Origin of the sequence: Altererythrobacter lutimaris, from assembly GCF_013371495.1 — a bacterium.
GTDB lineage: Bacteria > Pseudomonadota > Alphaproteobacteria > Sphingomonadales > Sphingomonadaceae > Erythrobacter > Erythrobacter lutimaris_A.
Genome location: NZ_JABWTA010000001.1, coordinates 1,176,124 through 1,193,182 on the forward strand (window position 1 = coordinate 1,176,124; position 17,059 = coordinate 1,193,182).

18 protein-coding genes are annotated in these 17,059 nt (G+C 56.3%); 10 read left to right on the top strand and 8 right to left on the bottom strand.

Annotated elements, in window-relative coordinates; translation table 11 throughout:
- Positions 1-5: 5 nt before the first annotated feature.
- The 3 genes from fabF to aspS all read right to left on the bottom strand — a co-directional run bounded on the left by fabF (position 6) and on the right by aspS (position 3,549).
- A complete protein-coding gene (gene fabF / locus HUO12_RS05650) occupies positions 6-1,265 on the bottom strand; it encodes a beta-ketoacyl-ACP synthase II (protein ID WP_176272663.1) in 1,260 nt (419 codons plus the stop codon).
- A 154-nt stretch (positions 1,266-1,419) separates the two neighbouring features.
- Positions 1,420-1,656: an acyl carrier protein gene (locus tag HUO12_RS05655; protein ID WP_067596821.1), complete on the bottom strand. Its 237-nt coding sequence runs from the start codon at positions 1,654-1,656 to the stop codon at positions 1,420-1,422.
- 99 nt (positions 1,657-1,755) lie between these two features.
- Entirely contained in the window at positions 1,756-3,549 is a 1,794-nt protein-coding gene (aspS, locus tag HUO12_RS05660) for an aspartate--tRNA ligase (RefSeq protein WP_176272664.1), read from the bottom strand.
- Positions 3,550-3,731: 182 nt separating this feature from the next.
- On the opposite strand from aspS, the gene rnd reads away from it, so the two are divergent.
- Both rnd and HUO12_RS05670 read left to right on the top strand, forming a co-directional pair.
- Entirely contained in the window at positions 3,732-4,934 is a 1,203-nt protein-coding gene (gene rnd / locus HUO12_RS05665; RefSeq protein ID WP_176272665.1) for a ribonuclease D, read from the top strand.
- A gap of 7 nt (positions 4,935-4,941) precedes the next feature.
- The gene (locus HUO12_RS05670; RefSeq protein WP_176272666.1) at positions 4,942-5,838 is read left to right on the top strand and encodes a hydrogen peroxide-inducible genes activator; all 897 of its coding nucleotides are present in this window, start codon (positions 4,942-4,944) and stop codon (positions 5,836-5,838) included.
- A 13-nt stretch (positions 5,839-5,851) separates the two neighbouring features.
- Here HUO12_RS05670 and HUO12_RS05675 read toward each other — a convergent pair whose 3' ends face one another.
- Positions 5,852-6,118: a hypothetical protein gene (locus tag HUO12_RS05675; protein ID WP_176272667.1), complete on the bottom strand. Its 267-nt coding sequence runs from the start codon at positions 6,116-6,118 to the stop codon at positions 5,852-5,854.
- Between the two features lie 227 nt (positions 6,119-6,345).
- Positions 6,346-6,954 (bottom strand): CDP-diacylglycerol--glycerol-3-phosphate 3-phosphatidyltransferase, encoded by a 609-nt coding sequence (gene pgsA / locus HUO12_RS05680; RefSeq protein WP_176272668.1) that lies wholly within the window; start codon positions 6,952-6,954, stop codon positions 6,346-6,348.
- A 138-nt stretch (positions 6,955-7,092) separates the two neighbouring features.
- Here pgsA and HUO12_RS05685 point away from each other — a divergent pair, with 138 nt between their 5' ends.
- A complete protein-coding gene (locus HUO12_RS05685) occupies positions 7,093-8,460 on the top strand; it encodes an MFS transporter (protein ID WP_176272669.1) in 1,368 nt (455 codons plus the stop codon).
- A 16-nt stretch (positions 8,461-8,476) separates the two neighbouring features.
- Here HUO12_RS05685 and HUO12_RS05690 read toward each other — a convergent pair whose 3' ends face one another.
- Positions 8,477-8,668: a hypothetical protein gene (locus HUO12_RS05690; protein WP_176272670.1), complete on the bottom strand. Its 192-nt coding sequence runs from the start codon at positions 8,666-8,668 to the stop codon at positions 8,477-8,479.
- 156 nt (positions 8,669-8,824) lie between these two features.
- Positions 8,825-9,235 carry an EVE domain-containing protein gene (locus tag HUO12_RS05695; protein ID WP_332310376.1) on the bottom strand — a complete coding sequence of 137 codons (411 nt, stop codon included), beginning with the start codon at positions 9,233-9,235 and terminating at the stop codon, positions 8,825-8,827.
- A gap of 208 nt (positions 9,236-9,443) precedes the next feature.
- Between HUO12_RS05695 and HUO12_RS05700 the strand changes: the two genes are divergently transcribed.
- The 7 genes from HUO12_RS05700 (at position 9,444) to HUO12_RS05730 (ending at position 16,455) form a co-directional block, all read left to right on the top strand.
- Positions 9,444-11,105: an EAL domain-containing protein gene (locus tag HUO12_RS05700; protein WP_176272671.1), complete on the top strand. Its 1,662-nt coding sequence runs from the start codon at positions 9,444-9,446 to the stop codon at positions 11,103-11,105.
- 59 nt (positions 11,106-11,164) lie between these two features.
- Positions 11,165-11,971 carry a diaminopimelate epimerase gene (gene dapF / locus HUO12_RS05705; RefSeq protein ID WP_176272672.1) on the top strand — a complete coding sequence of 269 codons (807 nt, stop codon included), beginning with the start codon at positions 11,165-11,167 and terminating at the stop codon, positions 11,969-11,971.
- Complete coding sequence (locus HUO12_RS05710; protein ID WP_176272673.1) at positions 11,968-13,146, top strand: MiaB/RimO family radical SAM methylthiotransferase; 1,179 nt, start codon at positions 11,968-11,970, stop codon at positions 13,144-13,146. Before dapF ends, HUO12_RS05710 begins: the two co-directional genes overlap by 4 nt.
- Positions 13,143-14,066: a signal recognition particle-docking protein FtsY gene (gene ftsY, locus HUO12_RS05715; protein WP_176272674.1), complete on the top strand. Its 924-nt coding sequence runs from the start codon at positions 13,143-13,145 to the stop codon at positions 14,064-14,066. The genes HUO12_RS05710 and ftsY overlap by 4 nt, the downstream gene beginning before the upstream one ends.
- Positions 14,066-14,752 carry an inner membrane-spanning protein YciB gene (locus tag HUO12_RS05720; RefSeq protein WP_176272675.1) on the top strand — a complete coding sequence of 229 codons (687 nt, stop codon included), beginning with the start codon at positions 14,066-14,068 and terminating at the stop codon, positions 14,750-14,752. The genes ftsY and HUO12_RS05720 overlap by 1 nt, the downstream gene beginning before the upstream one ends.
- Before the next feature lie 107 nt (positions 14,753-14,859).
- A complete protein-coding gene (locus HUO12_RS05725) occupies positions 14,860-15,432 on the top strand; it encodes a urate hydroxylase PuuD (RefSeq protein ID WP_176272676.1) in 573 nt (190 codons plus the stop codon).
- 372 nt (positions 15,433-15,804) lie between these two features.
- On the top strand, positions 15,805-16,455 hold the full coding sequence (locus HUO12_RS05730; protein ID WP_176272677.1) for a CPBP family intramembrane glutamic endopeptidase: 651 nt from the start codon (positions 15,805-15,807) through the stop codon (positions 16,453-16,455).
- A 239-nt stretch (positions 16,456-16,694) separates the two neighbouring features.
- Here HUO12_RS05730 and bamE read toward each other — a convergent pair whose 3' ends face one another.
- Positions 16,695-17,039: an outer membrane protein assembly factor BamE domain-containing protein gene (gene bamE / locus HUO12_RS05735; protein WP_176272678.1), complete on the bottom strand. Its 345-nt coding sequence runs from the start codon at positions 17,037-17,039 to the stop codon at positions 16,695-16,697.
- Between the last annotated feature and the right edge of the window lie 20 nt (positions 17,040-17,059).

Consider the following 17,059-nt stretch of genomic DNA (forward strand, 5'->3'; position numbering starts at 1 on the left):
GCCGCTTAGTCCACTTTCTTCATGATGAGCGAGGCATTGGTACCGCCAAAGCCGAAGCTGTTGTTGAGTACCGCGCGCACTTCGCGTTGTTTCGCCTTCAATGGCACCAGGTCAACGCCTTCAGTGCCTTCATCAGGCGTATGGAGGTTCAGTGTCGGTGGAACGACACTGTCGCGCATCGCCAAAATGCAAAAAATCGCTTCAACCGCGCCCGCACCGCCCAGAAGGTGACCGATCGCGGACTTGGTAGAACTCATCGACGCGCCGGACAGATCATCGCCCAAGACGCGTTTAACCGCGGCCAGCTCGATGGTGTCCGCCATAGTGCTTGTGCCGTGGGCATTGACGTAATCGATGTCACCGGGTCCCATGCCCGCTTTCTTCAGCGCCATGTTCATCGCGTTTTCCGCGCCCTTCCCTTCCGGGTGTGGAGCCGTCACGTGATAGGCATCGCCTGACAGGCCGTAGCCTACAACTTCAGCGTAGATCGTAGCGCCTCTCGCTTTCGCATGCTCGTACTCTTCGAGGACTACAACGCCTGCGCCCTCGCCCATCACAAAGCCGTCACGGTCCTTGTCATAGGGACGGCTTGCTTCTGTGGGGCGATCATTCATGCTCATGTTGAGCGCGCGTGCCTGCGCAAAGCCAGCCACGCCGAGCGGGTTGATAGTGCTTTCTGCACCGCCTGCCAGCATGATGTCCGCATCGTCATCCTTGATCATGCGAGCAGCATCGCCAATCGAATGCGCGCCGGTTGAGCAGGCTGTGACGACTGCGTGGTTCGGGCCCATAAGCCCGTATTTGATCGAGACCTGGCCGCTTATGAGATTGATGAGGCGCCCATGCACAAAGTGCGGTGAGACACGGCTAGGGCCACGCTCTTTCAGATTGACCGCTTCATGTTCGATACCGGGAAGCCCGCCAATGCCGGCACCGATTGAGCAGCCGGTTCGCAATTTGAGCTCATCAGACATCTCTGTGAGCCCGGCATCCTCCAGCGCCTGCCCAGCCGCATCAATCCCATAGACAATAAACGGATCGACCTGACGGCGCAGCTTGTTGTCGGTCCGCTTGTCCGGATCAAAGCCCCAGGGATGATCGGCAGGCTTTACTTCGCATGCAATTTTGCACTTCTGATCTTCGGGATCGAAGCGCGAAATCGGTCCCGCGCCGCTTTCGCCCGCGATCAGATTCTTCCACGAAGTTTCGACATCTCCGCCCAATGGCGTGACAAGGCCCAGTCCGGTTACGACCACTCGGCGCATTCATTCTCTCCGGTATGCAAGCTGCAAAAACAAAGCAGGCCCAACCCGGGTGGGCTGAGCCTGCCTAAGCTCCCAATTTGCAACTGCGCTGTAAAGCCAATGGGACGAGTTAGCCCCAATTGCTCACGCCAGTGCGGGAGCGAGCCAATCGGGCTTAGCCCTTGTGCTCTTCGATGAACTTTGTCGCGTCACCAACGGTGCTGATCTTTTCAGCCGCATCGTCGGGGATTTCGACACCGAATTCTTCTTCGAACGCCATAACAAGCTCGACGATGTCGAGACTGTCAGCACCCAAATCGTCGATGAAGCTCGCTTCTTGAGTGACCTTGTCACCTTCGACGCCGAGATGCTCGACAACAATTTTCTGCACGCGGTCGGCAGTATCGCTCATAACAAACCCTTTATTGACTGGATTTTGAATTTCGACATTCGCCCTAATCAAGGGCGAGGTTAAGCGCAAGGGTTTGTGAATACCCCTGACAAGTGGATATTAGGCAGAGCCTTCTTTCTTAGGTGGTTCCACAATTCGCAAATGCAATTCCCTAAGCTGTTTTGGCTCTGGCAGGCTCGGCGCTCCCATCAATAGATCTTCCGCTTTCTGATTCATCGGGAAGAGCGTAATTTCACGCAAGTTTTGCGCGCCGCAGAGCAGCATTACGATCCGGTCCACACCCGCTGCCATGCCGCCATGGGGAGGCGCGCCGTACTGGAACGCACGGTACATACCGCCGAAATCGCGTTCCACATCTTCCTGAGAAAGCCCAACAACTTCAAAGGCTTTGACCATAGTCTCCGGCTTGTGGTTACGAATTGAGCCGGAAGCGAGCTCGAACCCGTTGCAGACCAGATCGTACTGATACGCTTTGATCGTGAGCGGATCCTGGTTCTCAAGCGCCTCCAGCTCGCCTTGCGGCATGGAGAACGGGTTGTGCGAGAAATCGACCTTTTTCTCGTCCTCGTCATATTCGTAGAACGGGAAGTCGATAATCCATGCAAATTCGAAGCGATCCGTGTCGATCAGCTCAAGGATTTCGCCGACTCGGGTGCGCGCTGCGCCTGCCAGTTTCGCTGCGTCAGCTTCTTTTCCGGCAGCGAAAAACAGGCCGTCATTCTCGCCAAGGCCAAGCTCTGCATAGAGTTCGGCCATCCGCTCAGGACCATGGTTCTTCGCAATCGGGCCGCCAAATTCGCCACCCTTGCGCGTGACATAGCCTAGGCCTGCAAATCCTTCCTTGCGCGCCCAGTCGTTCATCTCATCGAAGAACTTGCGGCTTTTCTCATGTGTATTCGGGGCTGGTATCACGCGAACGCGTCCTCCCCCGCCAACGATCTTTTCAAACAGACCAAATCCGGACTTCTCAAAGTGGGAGGTCACATCACTAATGATCAGCGGATTGCGCAGGTCGGGCTTATCCGAACCATATTTGAGCATCGCGTCCGCATAGGGAATTCGCGGAAATTCTCCGGCAGGCGTTACTTGCTTGCCGTCTGTAAATTTCTCGAACGTACCAGCGATGACGGGTTCCATCGTCTCCCAGACCTCTTCCTGCGTGACGAAACTCATCTCCAAGTCGAGCTGGTAAAATTCGCCCGGAAGGCGGTCAGCGCGCGGGTCTTCGTCGCGGAAACAAGGTGCGATCTGGAAATAGCGGTCGAAGCCGGAAACCATCAGCAGCTGCTTGTAAATCTGCGGTGCTTGCGGAAGCGCATAGAACTTGCCCGCGTGAATTCGGCTCGGCACGAGGAAGTCGCGCGCGCCCTCTGGGGAGGATGCAGTCAGGATCGGCGTCGAAAACTCGTTGAAGCCGATCGCATTCATACGTTGGCGGATGTCAGCGACGATTTGCGTGCGCTTCATGATATTGTTGTGAAGCGTCTCACGGCGCAGATCCAGGAAGCGGTACTTCAAGCGGATATCTTCAGGATATTCCTGCTCGCCAGCAACCGGCATCGGCAGCTCTTCTGCTGAGCTCTGCACTGTGATCGCGCGCGCAAACACTTCAATCTCACCTGTCGGAAGATCGCTGTTGACCGTCTCTGGCGTGCGAGCTTTTACATCGCCATCGATTGTGACGACGCTTTCCGCTCGGAGCTTCTCAAGAACTGCGAGAGCGGGCGAATCTTCATCGGCTACGATTTGCGTCATGCCATAATGGTCGCGCAAATCGACAAACAGCACGCCGCCATGGTCGCGAATACGGTGGATCCAACCGGAAAGTCGGACACTCTCGCCGACATTTGCCGCCGAGAGCTGTGCGCAGTTGTGGGTACGATAGGCGTGCATCTAAAATCTTGTCCTGTTCGGGTGTATGGCGCTAAGGGCGCGCGCAAGAAAAGGCGCGGGATTACCCCTAGCGGTTTCAAGCGCGCGCTAACAGGGCAAGAGGGTGCCTTTGTCAAGGTTCACCTCACTTTATGGGCGTCGGCCCGAGAGCGGTACTCCGCTCATCGATGAAGAAAAGACGAATGAAAATACACGATCTGATTACAACATCCGACAAGCTCGCTGAATTGTGCGAAAGGCTCGCCAAGTCCGAATTTGTTGCGGTTGACACTGAATTCATGCGCGAGAACACATACTGGCCAGAGCTTTGCCTGGTCCAGATCGCGGATGAGAACGAGGCAGCCGCGATTGATCCCTTGGCTGACGGTATTGACCTGACCCCGCTCCTCGACCTGCTGACAGAAAACGAAGATGTCCTCAAAATCTTCCATGCAGGCGGCCAGGACGTCGAGATTATCGTCAACATGACGGAAAAGACCCCGCACCCAATCTTCGACACGCAAATCGCGATGATGGCGATCAGCCAGTCAGAGCAGATTGGTTATGCCAATCTGGTCGAGACATGGCTTGGTATTACTGTCGACAAAGGCGCGCGCTTTACTGACTGGAGCCGTCGCCCTTTGACCGACCGACAGATTGAATACGCCATTGGCGATGTGACACACTTGGCCAAAATATTCCCGAGGATGCTGGAAAAGCTGATCAAGACTGATCGCGGCTCGTGGCTCAATGCAGAAATGGACAAGCTGGCAGACACTTCAAACTACGTTACGGACCCGGAACAGGCATGGCGCCGTATCCGCCAGCCGGGCCGCAATCCGCAGGTGCTTGGCAGGCTGAAAGCTCTTGCCGCTTGGCGAGAGGGCGAAGCGCAGCACAAGAATATCCCGCGTGGTCGTATCATGCGCGATGAAACACTTGCAGACATCGCGAGCCATCCGCCGAAACAGCAGAAGGACCTTGCGAAAGTACGCGGCCTCTCCGGCGCGTGGCGCGACAATGAGATCGGCAAGCGGTTGATGAAGATCATCGCTCATGCCGAACCGCTCGACAAAAGCGAGATGCCGGAGAAGATGAAGCGCGGTGCTCCGCTCGGCAAGGAAGGCGCATTGGTTGCTGATTTGCTCAAACTTCTGCTCAAAATCCGGGCGCGTGAGATCGATGTAGCCGCGCGCCTATTGACCCGAGCAGACGAGATGGAAGCGCTTGCGGCAGGGGTTCGCGATCTGCCGGTTCTGCAGGGCTGGCGCTATGATGTCTTCGGCAAGGATGCGCTGGAGCTGGTCGAAGGCAAACTCGCTTTCGCAGTCAAAAAGGGAAAGCTCGTTATGACGCATGTTGATGACATGCAAGCGAGCATGGAAGAAGCTTTGGCAGCGGAATGACCTGCTAGTGTCCACTTACCTCCCCACCATCAAGCAGCTGCAATATCTCGTCTCGCTGCACGAGCACGGGCATTTTGGACGTGCGGCTGATGCAAGCTTTGTGTCGCAGTCGACACTATCGGCAGGCATTCGTGAGCTTGAATCTTTGCTCGGTGTCACGCTTGTGGAGCGCAGCCGCCGCGTTGTGCGCTTTACAGCATTGGGCGATCAAGTCGTTGCCAAGGCTCACAAACTGCTTCGCGAAGCGGAGGAGCTTTCTGACCTCGTGCAAGCTGCAGGCAAGCCGCTATCGGGTGAGCTTCGCATGAGCGTGATCCCGACAATCGCACCTTTCATGCTCCCGCGAATACTTCCTCGGTTGAAGCAGGAACGGCCGGATTTGAAGCTGCTCCTGCGCGAGGAAACCAGCGCGGATGCCGTCGAATCGCTTCAGCATGGCCGCGTGGATTGCGTGTTGCTTGCACTTCCATTTGACACCGGTGAAGTCGATTCCGAGCATATCCTGGACGACGAGATCTTCGTCGCGTTTCCCAAGGATGATCCGCGAGACCCGCCTGCAGAGATACCACCAACAATGATCGATGAAGGTAGGTTGTTGCTGCTGGAAGATGGTCATTGCCTGCGCGATCATGCCCTTGCAGCATGCAATCGACCTGAACTGCGCGCGTCGGCCAGCATGATCGGTACCAGTCTTCACACACTGGTGCAGATGGTCGACAATGATTTAGGGCTGACCATGTTACCTCAAATGGCTCTCGAAGCCGGAATCCTCGACGGAACAGATGTGGTCGCGCGGCCGCTCAAGTCAAAAAGTGCCAGCCGCGATATCGCCTTGATCTGGCGGAAAAACAGCCCGCGTGCGGAAGATTTCAAGCTTTTGGCAGAGGAGTTACGCGCAGGTTAGCGCATTCTGGAACTCAAGCAGCAGCTGGGTCAGTCTCTACCTGTTTCTTTTCCACGTAGTTCTTGACCTTCTTGGCAGCGAAAAGCGGGACAATCACAGACAGCGCGATGCCGGCAAGCGAACAGAAACCAAGCCAGATTGCCATCGCTGTACCGCCGGATTGATACATCGCATACAGCACTGGCACCGCCAGGATAACGCCGCGCACTTCATTGAAGATCAAAGCTACGAAGCCGACCTTCATGAAAACGCCCAGGAAAGAGGTCAATGTTGCACTCATGCGGGTTTAGCTAACCGCAAGAGGTTGAAAAGTGGTTGATAGGTGCGAGGAGACACCCCGCACGCGGCGAGGTGTCTCCATCGTGCGACCCTTTGGGTTCGTTACTGCGTTATGATGAAATTACGCACGAGGAGTTGAATGGGTTTCCGGCAACTCGCTCTGAATTGGAGCCATTTCGACAAGCTGCACGTGCCGTGCGATGAGTGTTGGGTGGCCGACCTTGGTCCTCACTCCATATGCTTGAGACCAACCCGCAAATAGTCCCAGCCGGTCACAAGCGTGAGGATCGCGGCTGCCCACAGACTACCAAGACCGATCAAGTGAACAATCTGATCGCTCATCGGTTTGCACTCAACAAAAGCGGCGGTGCATGGCGGGCCAAACAGGCCCCCTCCCCCGATAATGGCACCGAGAGAAACAAGCTGAAAAGTGGTCTTCCATTTTGCCAGCTTCGACACAGGCATGGAGACTTGCAGCCCGCCAAGGAATTCGCGCAAGCCGGATACGGCGATCTCGCGCACCAGGATGATCAGTCCTGCAAAGACGTGGAAATCGCCCACAATGGGGCCACGCAGATATCCTTGCGCCGTAAGAACAAGGATTACAGCGGCAACCATGATCTTGTCAGCAATCGGGTCAAGGAACATGCCGAGTTTGGAAACCGTCCCTTGCGAGCGGGCCAAATATCCATCGAAGTAGTCCGTAATACCGATCAGGCAGTAAAGAGCGAATCCGATAAGATATCCGAGCTTCCAATCCGGCCACCACAGGAAGAAGGCCAGAAGCGGCACGGCCAGAATTCGCGACAACGTCAAGATGTTCGGCAAAGTGAGCATCGTTCCGCCCTTCTAGCGCGTAAGCGCGCGGGGTAAAAGATCACGCACGATTCCCGCAGTGGGTTGTCCCCCTGTGTGTTTGCTATATGCGTGAGGGATGGACGAGGTGCCGAAAGCGAACCACCTGCGAGGGTGTTCATGACGACTACGACGCACCTGCTGAAGCAGCGCCGCTTCCTGCCATTGTTTTGCACGCAGTTACTGAACGCGTTCAACGACAATCTCTACAAGACAGCGATGGTGCTGTTCGTTGTTTACAGCATCTACAATGATGAAAGCACTGAAGCGACCTTTAGCGCGGTGGCTTCAGCTTTGTTTATCTTGCCATTCTTCATTCTGTCTGCGCTCGCCGGACAACTTGCGGATATGCGCGACAAGGCAGCCATCATTCGCAAAGTCAAAATGTGTGAAATCGGGCTGATGCTGATTGGTGCGACCGGGCTCTATCTTGCCTGGCGCGGCTATGAGCTGCCGGTGAGTATCCCGCTCGGCTTCACGAGCATAGAAACGTCCTGGCCGATTGTGATCATGTTGCTCGCGCTTACCCTAACTGGCGTGCAATCGACTTTTCTCGGCCCGATCAAATACGCGATCCTGCCGCAGCACCTCAAGAAGGATGAAGTGTTAGCGGGCACTGGCCTGGTTGAGGCCGGAACCTATGTGGCGATCCTTGCCGGGACCATTCTGGCCGGATGGATCCCGGTCGAATGGGCAGCAGCGGGGATCATCGTGACCTCGATCATTGGCTATCTCACAAGCCGCCATGTCCCCGATGCACCGCCGCAAGGGACCGTAGAGAAACTCGATTGGCACATCCTCCGAGCTTCGATCGACCTGATCCGCCGAACCATGGAGGATCGCCAGATTTTCTATGCGATTATCGCGATCAGCTTCTTCTGGACGATCGGGGCAGTGCTGTTCATCCAGTTTCCGCCGCTTGCCAAAAATACACTGATGGCCTCGAAAGAGGTCGCGAGCCTTTTCCTGGTCGTATTCTCTGTTGGGATCGCAATTGGCTCGGTTTCTATCAATGCAATGCTCAAGGGTGCTGTTTCAGCGCGCTACTCACCGATTTGCGTCATCATTATGGGTCTGTTTGTCGTCGCGTTCTACGTCGTGTGCCGATACTGGCAGTCTTACGAGCTAACTGAGATGATGGGTGTGACGGAATTTCTTGCCTGGCCGCTCGCAAGTCTGATCATGCTTACGCTGCTGGGCATCGCGATTGCCGGCGGCATGTTTGTGGTTCCGCTTTATGCTTTCCTCACCACACGAAGCGCCGCCGATCAGGCTGCACGCACAATCGCTGCGAACAACATCGTCAATTCAGGCGCAATGGTGGTGGGTTCACTTATCGCACTAGCGCTGAGCGCGGTCGGAGTTCCAGTGGTCGAGCAATTGCTCTTGAGCGCTGCCATGTGCCTTATCTCAGCCTGGCTCGGCAAACGCCTTCATCGGGCGGAGATTGAGCATCCTCACCCGGTTGGGAATGCAGGCGTGCCTTGAGAGCCGAGTGGCTTACTCAGGCGATAAAAACTAGAACCGCTGCGAATACCGCAAGGTAAGTGCTGGCAAAGCCCCGCACATCCTGCTGCGTCAGCCGCCACAGGCTTTCCGCCGGATTGGCGTACTCATCAGACCGGACATGGGCTGGTAGCGTCGACCGAAAGGGGTGACGCGATTGTTCGTCGGTAAGGACCAGTGTTCTCCGCATGGGGCAGAGTGTTAACGAATTCCTAACCAAAATATAGGGGCAATATCGGAGCTGTCACAGCGCGGGACATTAACCACGCAGCGAGCCAATTCCTGTGGAAATTTCGTCATTTGGCAGAGCTTAGATGTCTGACTGACACGGCACACTTAATAGGACTCAGAGACCGCCCATCTTGCAGATGATCTTCCATTCCGCCGGCGTGATCTCAGCGACGGAAAGCCGCGACAAGCGCACCAGCTCGCAATCGGCGAGCTTGGGTTCGGCTTTGATTTGTTTGAGCGTAACCGGCTGCGGAAGCTTGGTCTTCGGTTTCACTTTGACCGCTGCCCATTTCCCTTCAGGATCGGTCGGGTCCATGATGCCGTCGACGCTGATCTCGCAAATACCGACTATCTCCAGCCCCTCGCGCGAATGGTAGAAGAACGCCTCTTCGCCAACCTTCATTGCAGCAAGATTGTTCTTGGCGCGATGATTGCGCACTCCGTCCCAAACACCTTCCTTTTCAGCAACCAGGTCGTCCCAGCTATATTTGAATGGCTCTGATTTCATCAGCCAATAGCGCGCCACGTTCTGCTCTCCTGCGATCTTGAAGTCCGGCCCAGATACTCTCGCTCCTACCGCGCCGCTTTGCCTTGAACCACCCCAAGCCGCTCAAAAATCTGGGATTAACCGTATCTTTAAGAGCATATCGCATATCACCCTATCGAGCGCCCCGGGGGGGGCGAAGCCGATCAAACCAGATCTCGAGCTGCATGGGGACAAGGGTAGCGCGACAATGATGATGCCGAAGATTCGCAAGGCTGAGCAAGATTTGATCGCGCTTGGCATAGCTGTTGCGGCTATTCTGCTGTTCGTTGCAACCGGCAGCAAAGTCATGCCGAGCGTCATGCGGTCATTGTTGGGCAATGGCTCAAGCCCTGACAATCTGCTGGTGACAGCAATGCTGCTTAACATCGCGCTGATAATTTTTGGATGGCGCCGATATCGCGAATTGATGGACGAAGTGTCAGAACGCCGCAAAGCGGAAGAGACCGCGCGGCGCCTAGCTGAAACCGATCCGTTGACAGGTTGCCTCAACCGGCGCGCTATGGCTCAAGCGACTGAAGACCTGCGAGCCCGCAGCAATGCCCATGGAAAATCCATCGCCTTTGTCATGGTCGACATCGACAATTTCAAACAGATCAATGACATGAATGGCCACACTGCTGGCGACACAGTGCTGACCACGCTTGCAGATCGACTGCGCGAAAAACTCCCGAATGACGCGCTGCTCGCGCGCCTCGGCGGAGATGAGTTTGCTTTCGTCATGCCGTTTGAAAACATGAACATGAAGCGCATTGATGACCTTGTGATGCAATTGTTCGAGAGCCTTGGCAAAGGCATCATGATCGACAACATGAAGATCGAAGCGACTATGTCGATCGGGGTGGCCACAGACAGAGATTCTTCACAGGCCGGATCAAAGCCGGCTGATGCCACGGCTCTCATGCACCGCGCAGACATTGCAATGTATCATGCCAAGAAACGCGGCAAGAACCGTTTCTACTGGTTCGAGCCGAACATGGAAAACGAGCTGCGTTTCCGCAATGAACTCGAAGTGGGCATCAAACGCGGTGTGCTGGCAGGCGAGTTTGTCCCGTACTATGAGCAGCAAGTTGATCTCTCGACTGGCGAGCTCACCGGGTTTGAGATGCTCGCGCGCTGGCATTCGCCTGAGCTTGGCCTTGTCAGCCCCGAAGTCTTTATCCCGATCGCCGAAGATATTGGATTGATCTCCGATCTCTCCGAGCAGTTGATCGAGCAAGCGCTCAATGATGCCAAGGAGTGGGCTGATGATCTGAGCCTTTCCGTCAATATCTCGCCAGTACAAATGCGCGACCCTTGGTTCCCCCAGCGATTGCTGAAAATGCTGGTGAAGCACAATTTCCCTAATCATCGGCTTGAGATCGAAATCACGGAGAGCTGCTTGCATGAAAATGTTGGCATGGTCCGTTCGATGCTCTCCAGCCTGCGCAACCAAGGTGTGCGAGTGAGCCTGGACGATTTCGGCACAGGCTACTCTTCGCTTGAACAGCTGCGCAGCCTCCCGTTTGATCGCTTGAAGATTGACCGCAGTTTCGTGACGGAGCTCCGAAAGACTGATGCCAACTCCAAGATCATCGATGCCATTGTCTCGCTTGGCAACGGATTGGACATGCCGATCACTGTGGAAGGTATCGAAGACCAGCAAATCCTCGATGCACTCAAGACAATGGGTCATCTGAAGGGCCAAGGCTATCTATACGGCAAGCCGGAAGATGCCAATACGGTGCGTCGCCGTCTGCAGGAAGCCGGCAAGCTCGCCAAGGAACGCCCTGCCCTATCATCGGGCCGCATTTCTGGCAGCGATACAGATCAATCGCTGGAAGCGCCCGCACCCAAAGTCGCGAAAGCCTGAGCGCCAGGCAGCTTCTAACCTTTACGCAGAGGCTAGGCGCGAATACAGCGCTGCCCGCTATGCGTGTTCGCTTCATCAAGATGCACGGTCTGGGAAACGACTTTGTCGTGCTGGATGCGCGCGAGCAGATTCTGCCCGAAATCTCCAGTTCGTTCGCCGCTGCGATTGCTAATCGCCGGACCGGCATTGGTTGCGACCAGCTGATCGTGCTTGAGCCAAGCAAAATGTCTGACTTTCGCATGCGCATCTTCAACTCAGACGGCGGCGAAGTGGAAGCGTGCGGTAATGCGGCTCGCGCGGTAGCCGTGCTCACTGGCGAGCCTGCGAAGGTTGAAACCGACGGGGGACTGATTGCGCTGGAGCCTTCCGACGGCGGCGCGCGCGTCGACATGGGCGTGCCGCGTTTCGAATGGGATCAGATCCCGATCGCTTATGCGATGGATACTCAGTTCATGCCGGTCAGTTGGGAGGAGCTTGAGAACCCGAGTGCCGTAAATGTCGGCAATCCGCATGTGATTGTGTTTGTCGAGAATGCCGAAGAGGTGCAGCTCGACCGCCTTGGTCCGGAGATCGAAGTCGACCCGCTTTTTCCTGAGCGCGTGAACGTGAATGTAGCCGACATTCAGTTGGGCGAGATCAACCTGCGCGTCTGGGAACGCGGTGTGGGCCTCACTCGCGCTTGCGGCACCGGCGCATGCGCTACGGCCGTTGCAGCAATCCGGCGCAACTACGTGAAGTCTCCGGTGGCGGTGCACTTGCCAGGGGGCAGCCTCCAGATCGAATGGGACGGGCAAGGCCCCGTCTTCATGAGCGGGCCTGCTGTCGAAAGCTTCCGCGGTGAATTCGAGTGGGACGATTTTGCATGACCGGCTCTGCTGAAGTCATTTCGCTGGGGTGCCGCTTGAACATCTCCGAGAGCGAGCGGATGCGTGCAATGCTCAAAGGCGAGGACAATCTCGTTGTCATCAACAGCTGCGCTGTGACGAACGAGGCTGTCCGCCAGACCCGGCAAGCTATCCGCAAAGCGCGGCGCGCTCGTCCGGATGCCAGACTTTTGGTGACAGGCTGCGCTGCCGATATTGAGCGAGAACAGATCGCTTCAATGCCTGAAGTCGACGGCTTGATCGCCAACGCAGCCAAGCTTGATGCGCGCGCATGGAATGTGCCTGCACAAGGGGAACATCGCATCCCGACCCGGACCCGTGCTTTCATCGCTGTCCAGAATGGGTGCGACCACGCCTGCACGTTCTGCATCATTCCGCAAGGCCGAGGGCAAAGCCGCTCGCTCAGCATCGACGAGGTTCTACGCGAAGTCGAAACGCACTTGGAGCTTGGCGCGAAAGAGGTCGTGCTAACTGGTGTAGACGTGACCAGTTGGGGACATGATCTCGCGTCTCGACCGTCTCTCGGCGCACTTGTCGGCCGCGTGCTGGACACCTTTCCCGAGGTGAAGCGCCTTCGCATGTCTTCACTCGATGGTATTGAAATTGATGAGCAATTGTTCGATCTGTTCGCTATCGAAGAACGCCTGATGCCGCATTTGCACTTGTCGCTTCAACACGGTGCAGATCTGATCCTGAAACGCATGAAGCGGCGGCATTTGCGGTACGACGCAGTCGACCTGGTTTCGAGCCTTAAGGCAAGGCGTCAAGACCTCGCCGTTGGCGCTGATCTGATTGCGGGCTTTCCGACTGAAACAGAATCCCACCAGGCTGAAAACCTCTCGATTATTCGCGAGCTCGATATCGTGCATGGCCATATCTTCCCGTTCTCTCCGCGCGAAGGAACACCGGCCGCACGCATGCCCCAACATGACAAGTCTCTCATCAAACAGCGCGCAGCAGAACTGCGCGAAGCAGTCAGTCAAGTCCGACAAAAATGGCTTCAGTCTCTCGTAGGAAAGCCGTTAGAAGTGCTCGCGGAGAAGGATGGAACCGGCTATGCACCGAACTTCGCCCGCGTGAGACTGCCGCAAGGCACGACAGCCGGACAGATCGTCCGCATCACGCCCACCCGATCGCAGGAAGGACTGCTTGAATGAGCGGTACAAGCTGGAAAGACCGCCTGTTTGGCGGCTTTCGCAAGACATCAGAACGGCTGAGCGAGAACCTCACGAGCGTTGTCAGCACGGCAAAGCTTGACGATGCGACGCTGGACGATGTTGAAGACGCACTGATCGTGTCAGACCTCGGACCAGCAGCTGCGGCGCGCATTCGCCAACGCCTGTCGGACAAACGCTTTGGCCTTGAGATGACGGAGCAGGAGCTCAAGGAAGCGGTTGCAGAAGAGATCGCAGAAATCCTGCGCCCTGTGGCAAAGCCGCTTGAGATCACGGCCTTCCCGCGCCCGCAAGTCATCCTTGTGATCGGGGTCAATGGCTCCGGCAAGACCACCACCATCGCCAAGCTCGCGCATCTCTTTAAGGAAGATGATTATGGCGTAATGCTTGCGGCAGGCGACACCTTTCGCGCCGCGGCTATCGGCCAGCTCCAGACCTGGGCAGACCGCATCGGCGCACCGCTCATCCGGGGACCTGAAGGCGGTGACCCGGCCAGCATTGTCTTCGACGGGGTCAAAGCCGCTACCGATCAAGGCATTGACGCGTTGATTGTCGACACGGCTGGCCGCTTGCAAAACAAGCGTGAGCTGATGGACGAGCTTGCAAAAATTCGTCGCGTGCTCGGGCGCTTGAACGAAGAGGCGCCGCATGACGTGGTTTTGGTGCTCGATGCTACCAATGGCCAGAACGCGCTTTCGCAGATTGACGTGTTCAAGGAAGTTGCAGGCGTCACCGGCCTCATAATGACCAAGCTCGACGGAACTGCGCGCGGCGGCGTGCTTGTCGCAGCTGCAGAGCAATATGGCCTGCCGATTCATGCCATCGGTGTGGGCGAGAAGATTGACGATTTGCGCCCGTTCGACCCGGACCTGGTCGCGCGGGTCATTGCAGGGGTTGCGTGATGAGCGACGTCGAAACCCCTGCCGCCAAGCCAAAATCCAGCTGGCAAAACCTGCTGGTTGATTACGGCCCGCTTGTGATCTTTATCGGGGTTTACAAGTGGTCCGCGCCCGCTGAGAGCGATCCCGCGGGCGAAATTGCTGCGGTCATCAACGGGACCCTCGCTTTCATGGTCGCTGCGGTTATCGCCTTGCTGGTGAGCAAATGGAAATTCGGCTCGGTCTCACCCATGCTGATCTTCTCAACGGTGCTGATCGTAGGATTTGGCGCATTGACCATTTTCTTCGGCGATCCGCTGTTCATTCAGGTCAAGCCGACGATCATCTACTCGATCCTCGGCGCGGCGCTGCTGATCGGCGTCTGGCGCGGCAAATCCTTCTTGCAGATACTGCTCCAGCAAGCCTTTGAAGGGGTGGACGAGCAAGGCTGGCTCAAGCTTTCGCGCAATTGGGGGCTGTTCTTCTTCTTCCTTGCAGGCGTGAACGAAGTCCTGCGCTACCTCTACAATTTCGAAAACGGCAAGTTCGAGACCTATCTCTGGGCCGATTTCTGGGTCATCCTGCCGCTGACTTTCCTCTTCACTTTCAGCCAGATACCGATGCTGTTGAAGCATGGCTTCTCGCTCGATGGTGGCGAGGACGAGGACGAACCCGAAGAGCAGGCACCGCCTCCCCCTCCCCAGTCCTGATCGCTCACCGCTTGCCAAGCGTGAAAATCCAAGCTTAGGGTCCAAGCCATTCCGGTCTGGGTCGCGGCTGGAGGCAATGGGAAGGTCATCAAAGGGGGAGAACATCCATGGCCAAGTTTTTCGGAAATCTACATCTTGTGATGCTCGTCGGGCTGCTCGCAGCCGTGGCGACAATGTTCGGCTTCGCGGACACCGCGATGATCGACGGCAATTCCATCGGGCGCTGGCTGCACCTGTTCTTCGGCGTGCTGTGGATCGGCCTCTTGTACTACTTCAACTTCGTGCAAGTGCCGAGCATGCCCAAGATTGCAGACGAGCATAAGCCTGCGGTCACCGGCACAATCGCGCCGAGCGCGCTGTTCTTCTTCCGCTGGGCTGCGCTGCTTACAGTGGTCACTGGCCTGTGGATCGCGATGATCAACGGTTACATGGTCGATGCGCTGACATTCCGCGGTGCTGGCAATGTGAACCTGATCGGTGCGGGCATGTGGATGGCGCTGGTGATGGCATTCAACGTATGGTTCATCATCTGGCCTGCGCAGAAGAAGGTGCTCGGCATTGTTGAAGCAAGCGCAGAAGAGAAAGCCGCTGCGGCACCGCGCGCGCTGATCGCAAGCCGCTTGAACACGCTGCTGTCGATCCCGATGATGTGGACGATGGTTTCTGCCAATCTGGGCTGATTGAACGCAGCATTTCGCGAAAGTCTGAAAGGGCGCTGCCAGCCATGGTGGCGCCCTTTTGCTATGCTGTTGCCGCGCATGGCAGGCCATGTTGGATACGCATGTTACACAGTCCTGGAGAAGAAACCTCAAGGCGTAACACGCAAGATAATTTCCAACACTTGCGCAGCGCGAGATGCTCGTATTGGAGGCTAAGCTGGCACGGGGATCGACGAGGTCAAAGAGCACGGTTCGAGTACCGCCAGCGGCGGATGTAGGAAATGTTCAGCGGTGCAAGTCGATCAACCTCGTCAGAGCGTCAGTCATCGAGCATCGCCCCTCGCTCCCGGGTCCCTGCTTGCAGTCGCAGAGCCCGATTGATAGCGCGCGGAAATGAAACTGCTCTTCGATCCGTTGGCTGGCAAACCTCTTTGGTTTCTCAGGCTGCTTTGGCTGGCCCCGCTGCTACCTCTGATCTTTGAAACGGATTTGACTGCCTTGTTGTGGCTCGGGTCGACAGCGCTGATCCTGATGACCAGCGCATCGGCCCGCGCGGCCGTATTCCAGATGATCTACAAGAGCTGGCCGGTGACGCTGGCCTTAGGCCTTGTGCTCGGCAGCGTAGTCGGATTGCTGCTTAACCCCTTGATGGACAGCTTCGCAGAGCAAGTGACAGGCACCGCAATCGATCTGTCGCAATTTGCTGACGTTCAAGGCGATGCGGGCGCCTACATGGAGCTCTTGATCGTTGCGCTGCTGTTCGGCGGTGTAATCGAGGAAGTGACTTTTCGCGGCTTCTTTATCGGATGGGGCATGACTTTGTTCGGGAAGCATGCTGCGATCCCGTTGGTGATCGTCAGTTCCTTAGCCTTCGCGATAGGTCACTTTTATCAGGGCATGGCGGGAGGAATCTCCACAGGGATATTCTCACTCATGATGGGGTGTCTTTACCTTGCTTTCGACCGGAAGCTGCTTCCACTGATACTTATCCATGCGGTGAGCAATTTCTGGGGTGTGACGGAGATTTATCGCTTCGGCGTGTGAAGACGAAAGCGCGCGAGATGCTCGTATTTGCAGCTGAGCTGGAACGGGGATCGACGAGGTCAAAGAACGCGCTTCAAGTATCGCGAGCGGCGCAGGTAGGAAATGTCGGCTAATCGTTGACGCTTATTCACGTCATCCCAGCGAAAGCTGGGATCTCAAGCCGCAAGTGCTGTTCTGGTTGGCTCTAGATCCCAGCTTTCGCTGGGATGACGGATTTTGGAGTGGAAAGCGGACGCTGGCTAATCCCTAACAAGTCGGTATTCAGAGACGACATCGTCGTCATCAAATCTAATGACTAGCCACTCCGAGTCGAGGCGAAGGATGTAGTTTCTCTCCGGGCCAAGCCAATACACAGCATCCCAATCAGAAAAATATGACGTTTCAGGAGGTGTTCCGAGGATTGCGTAAACCTGATCGCGCGTCATTCGATCAAGTCGATCACTGTCGATCAGGTCATCCACCATTTCTAGTCTTGGATATTGGTCAGTTGGCCGCTCGCCCTGCCACTCGGCGGAGTCGAAAGATCGTGTAGGGAGGTAACCAGCCTCGAACGACGCCCAGACTGCAGCAAAAAAAATAAACATGACCAGGACGCCTAAACATC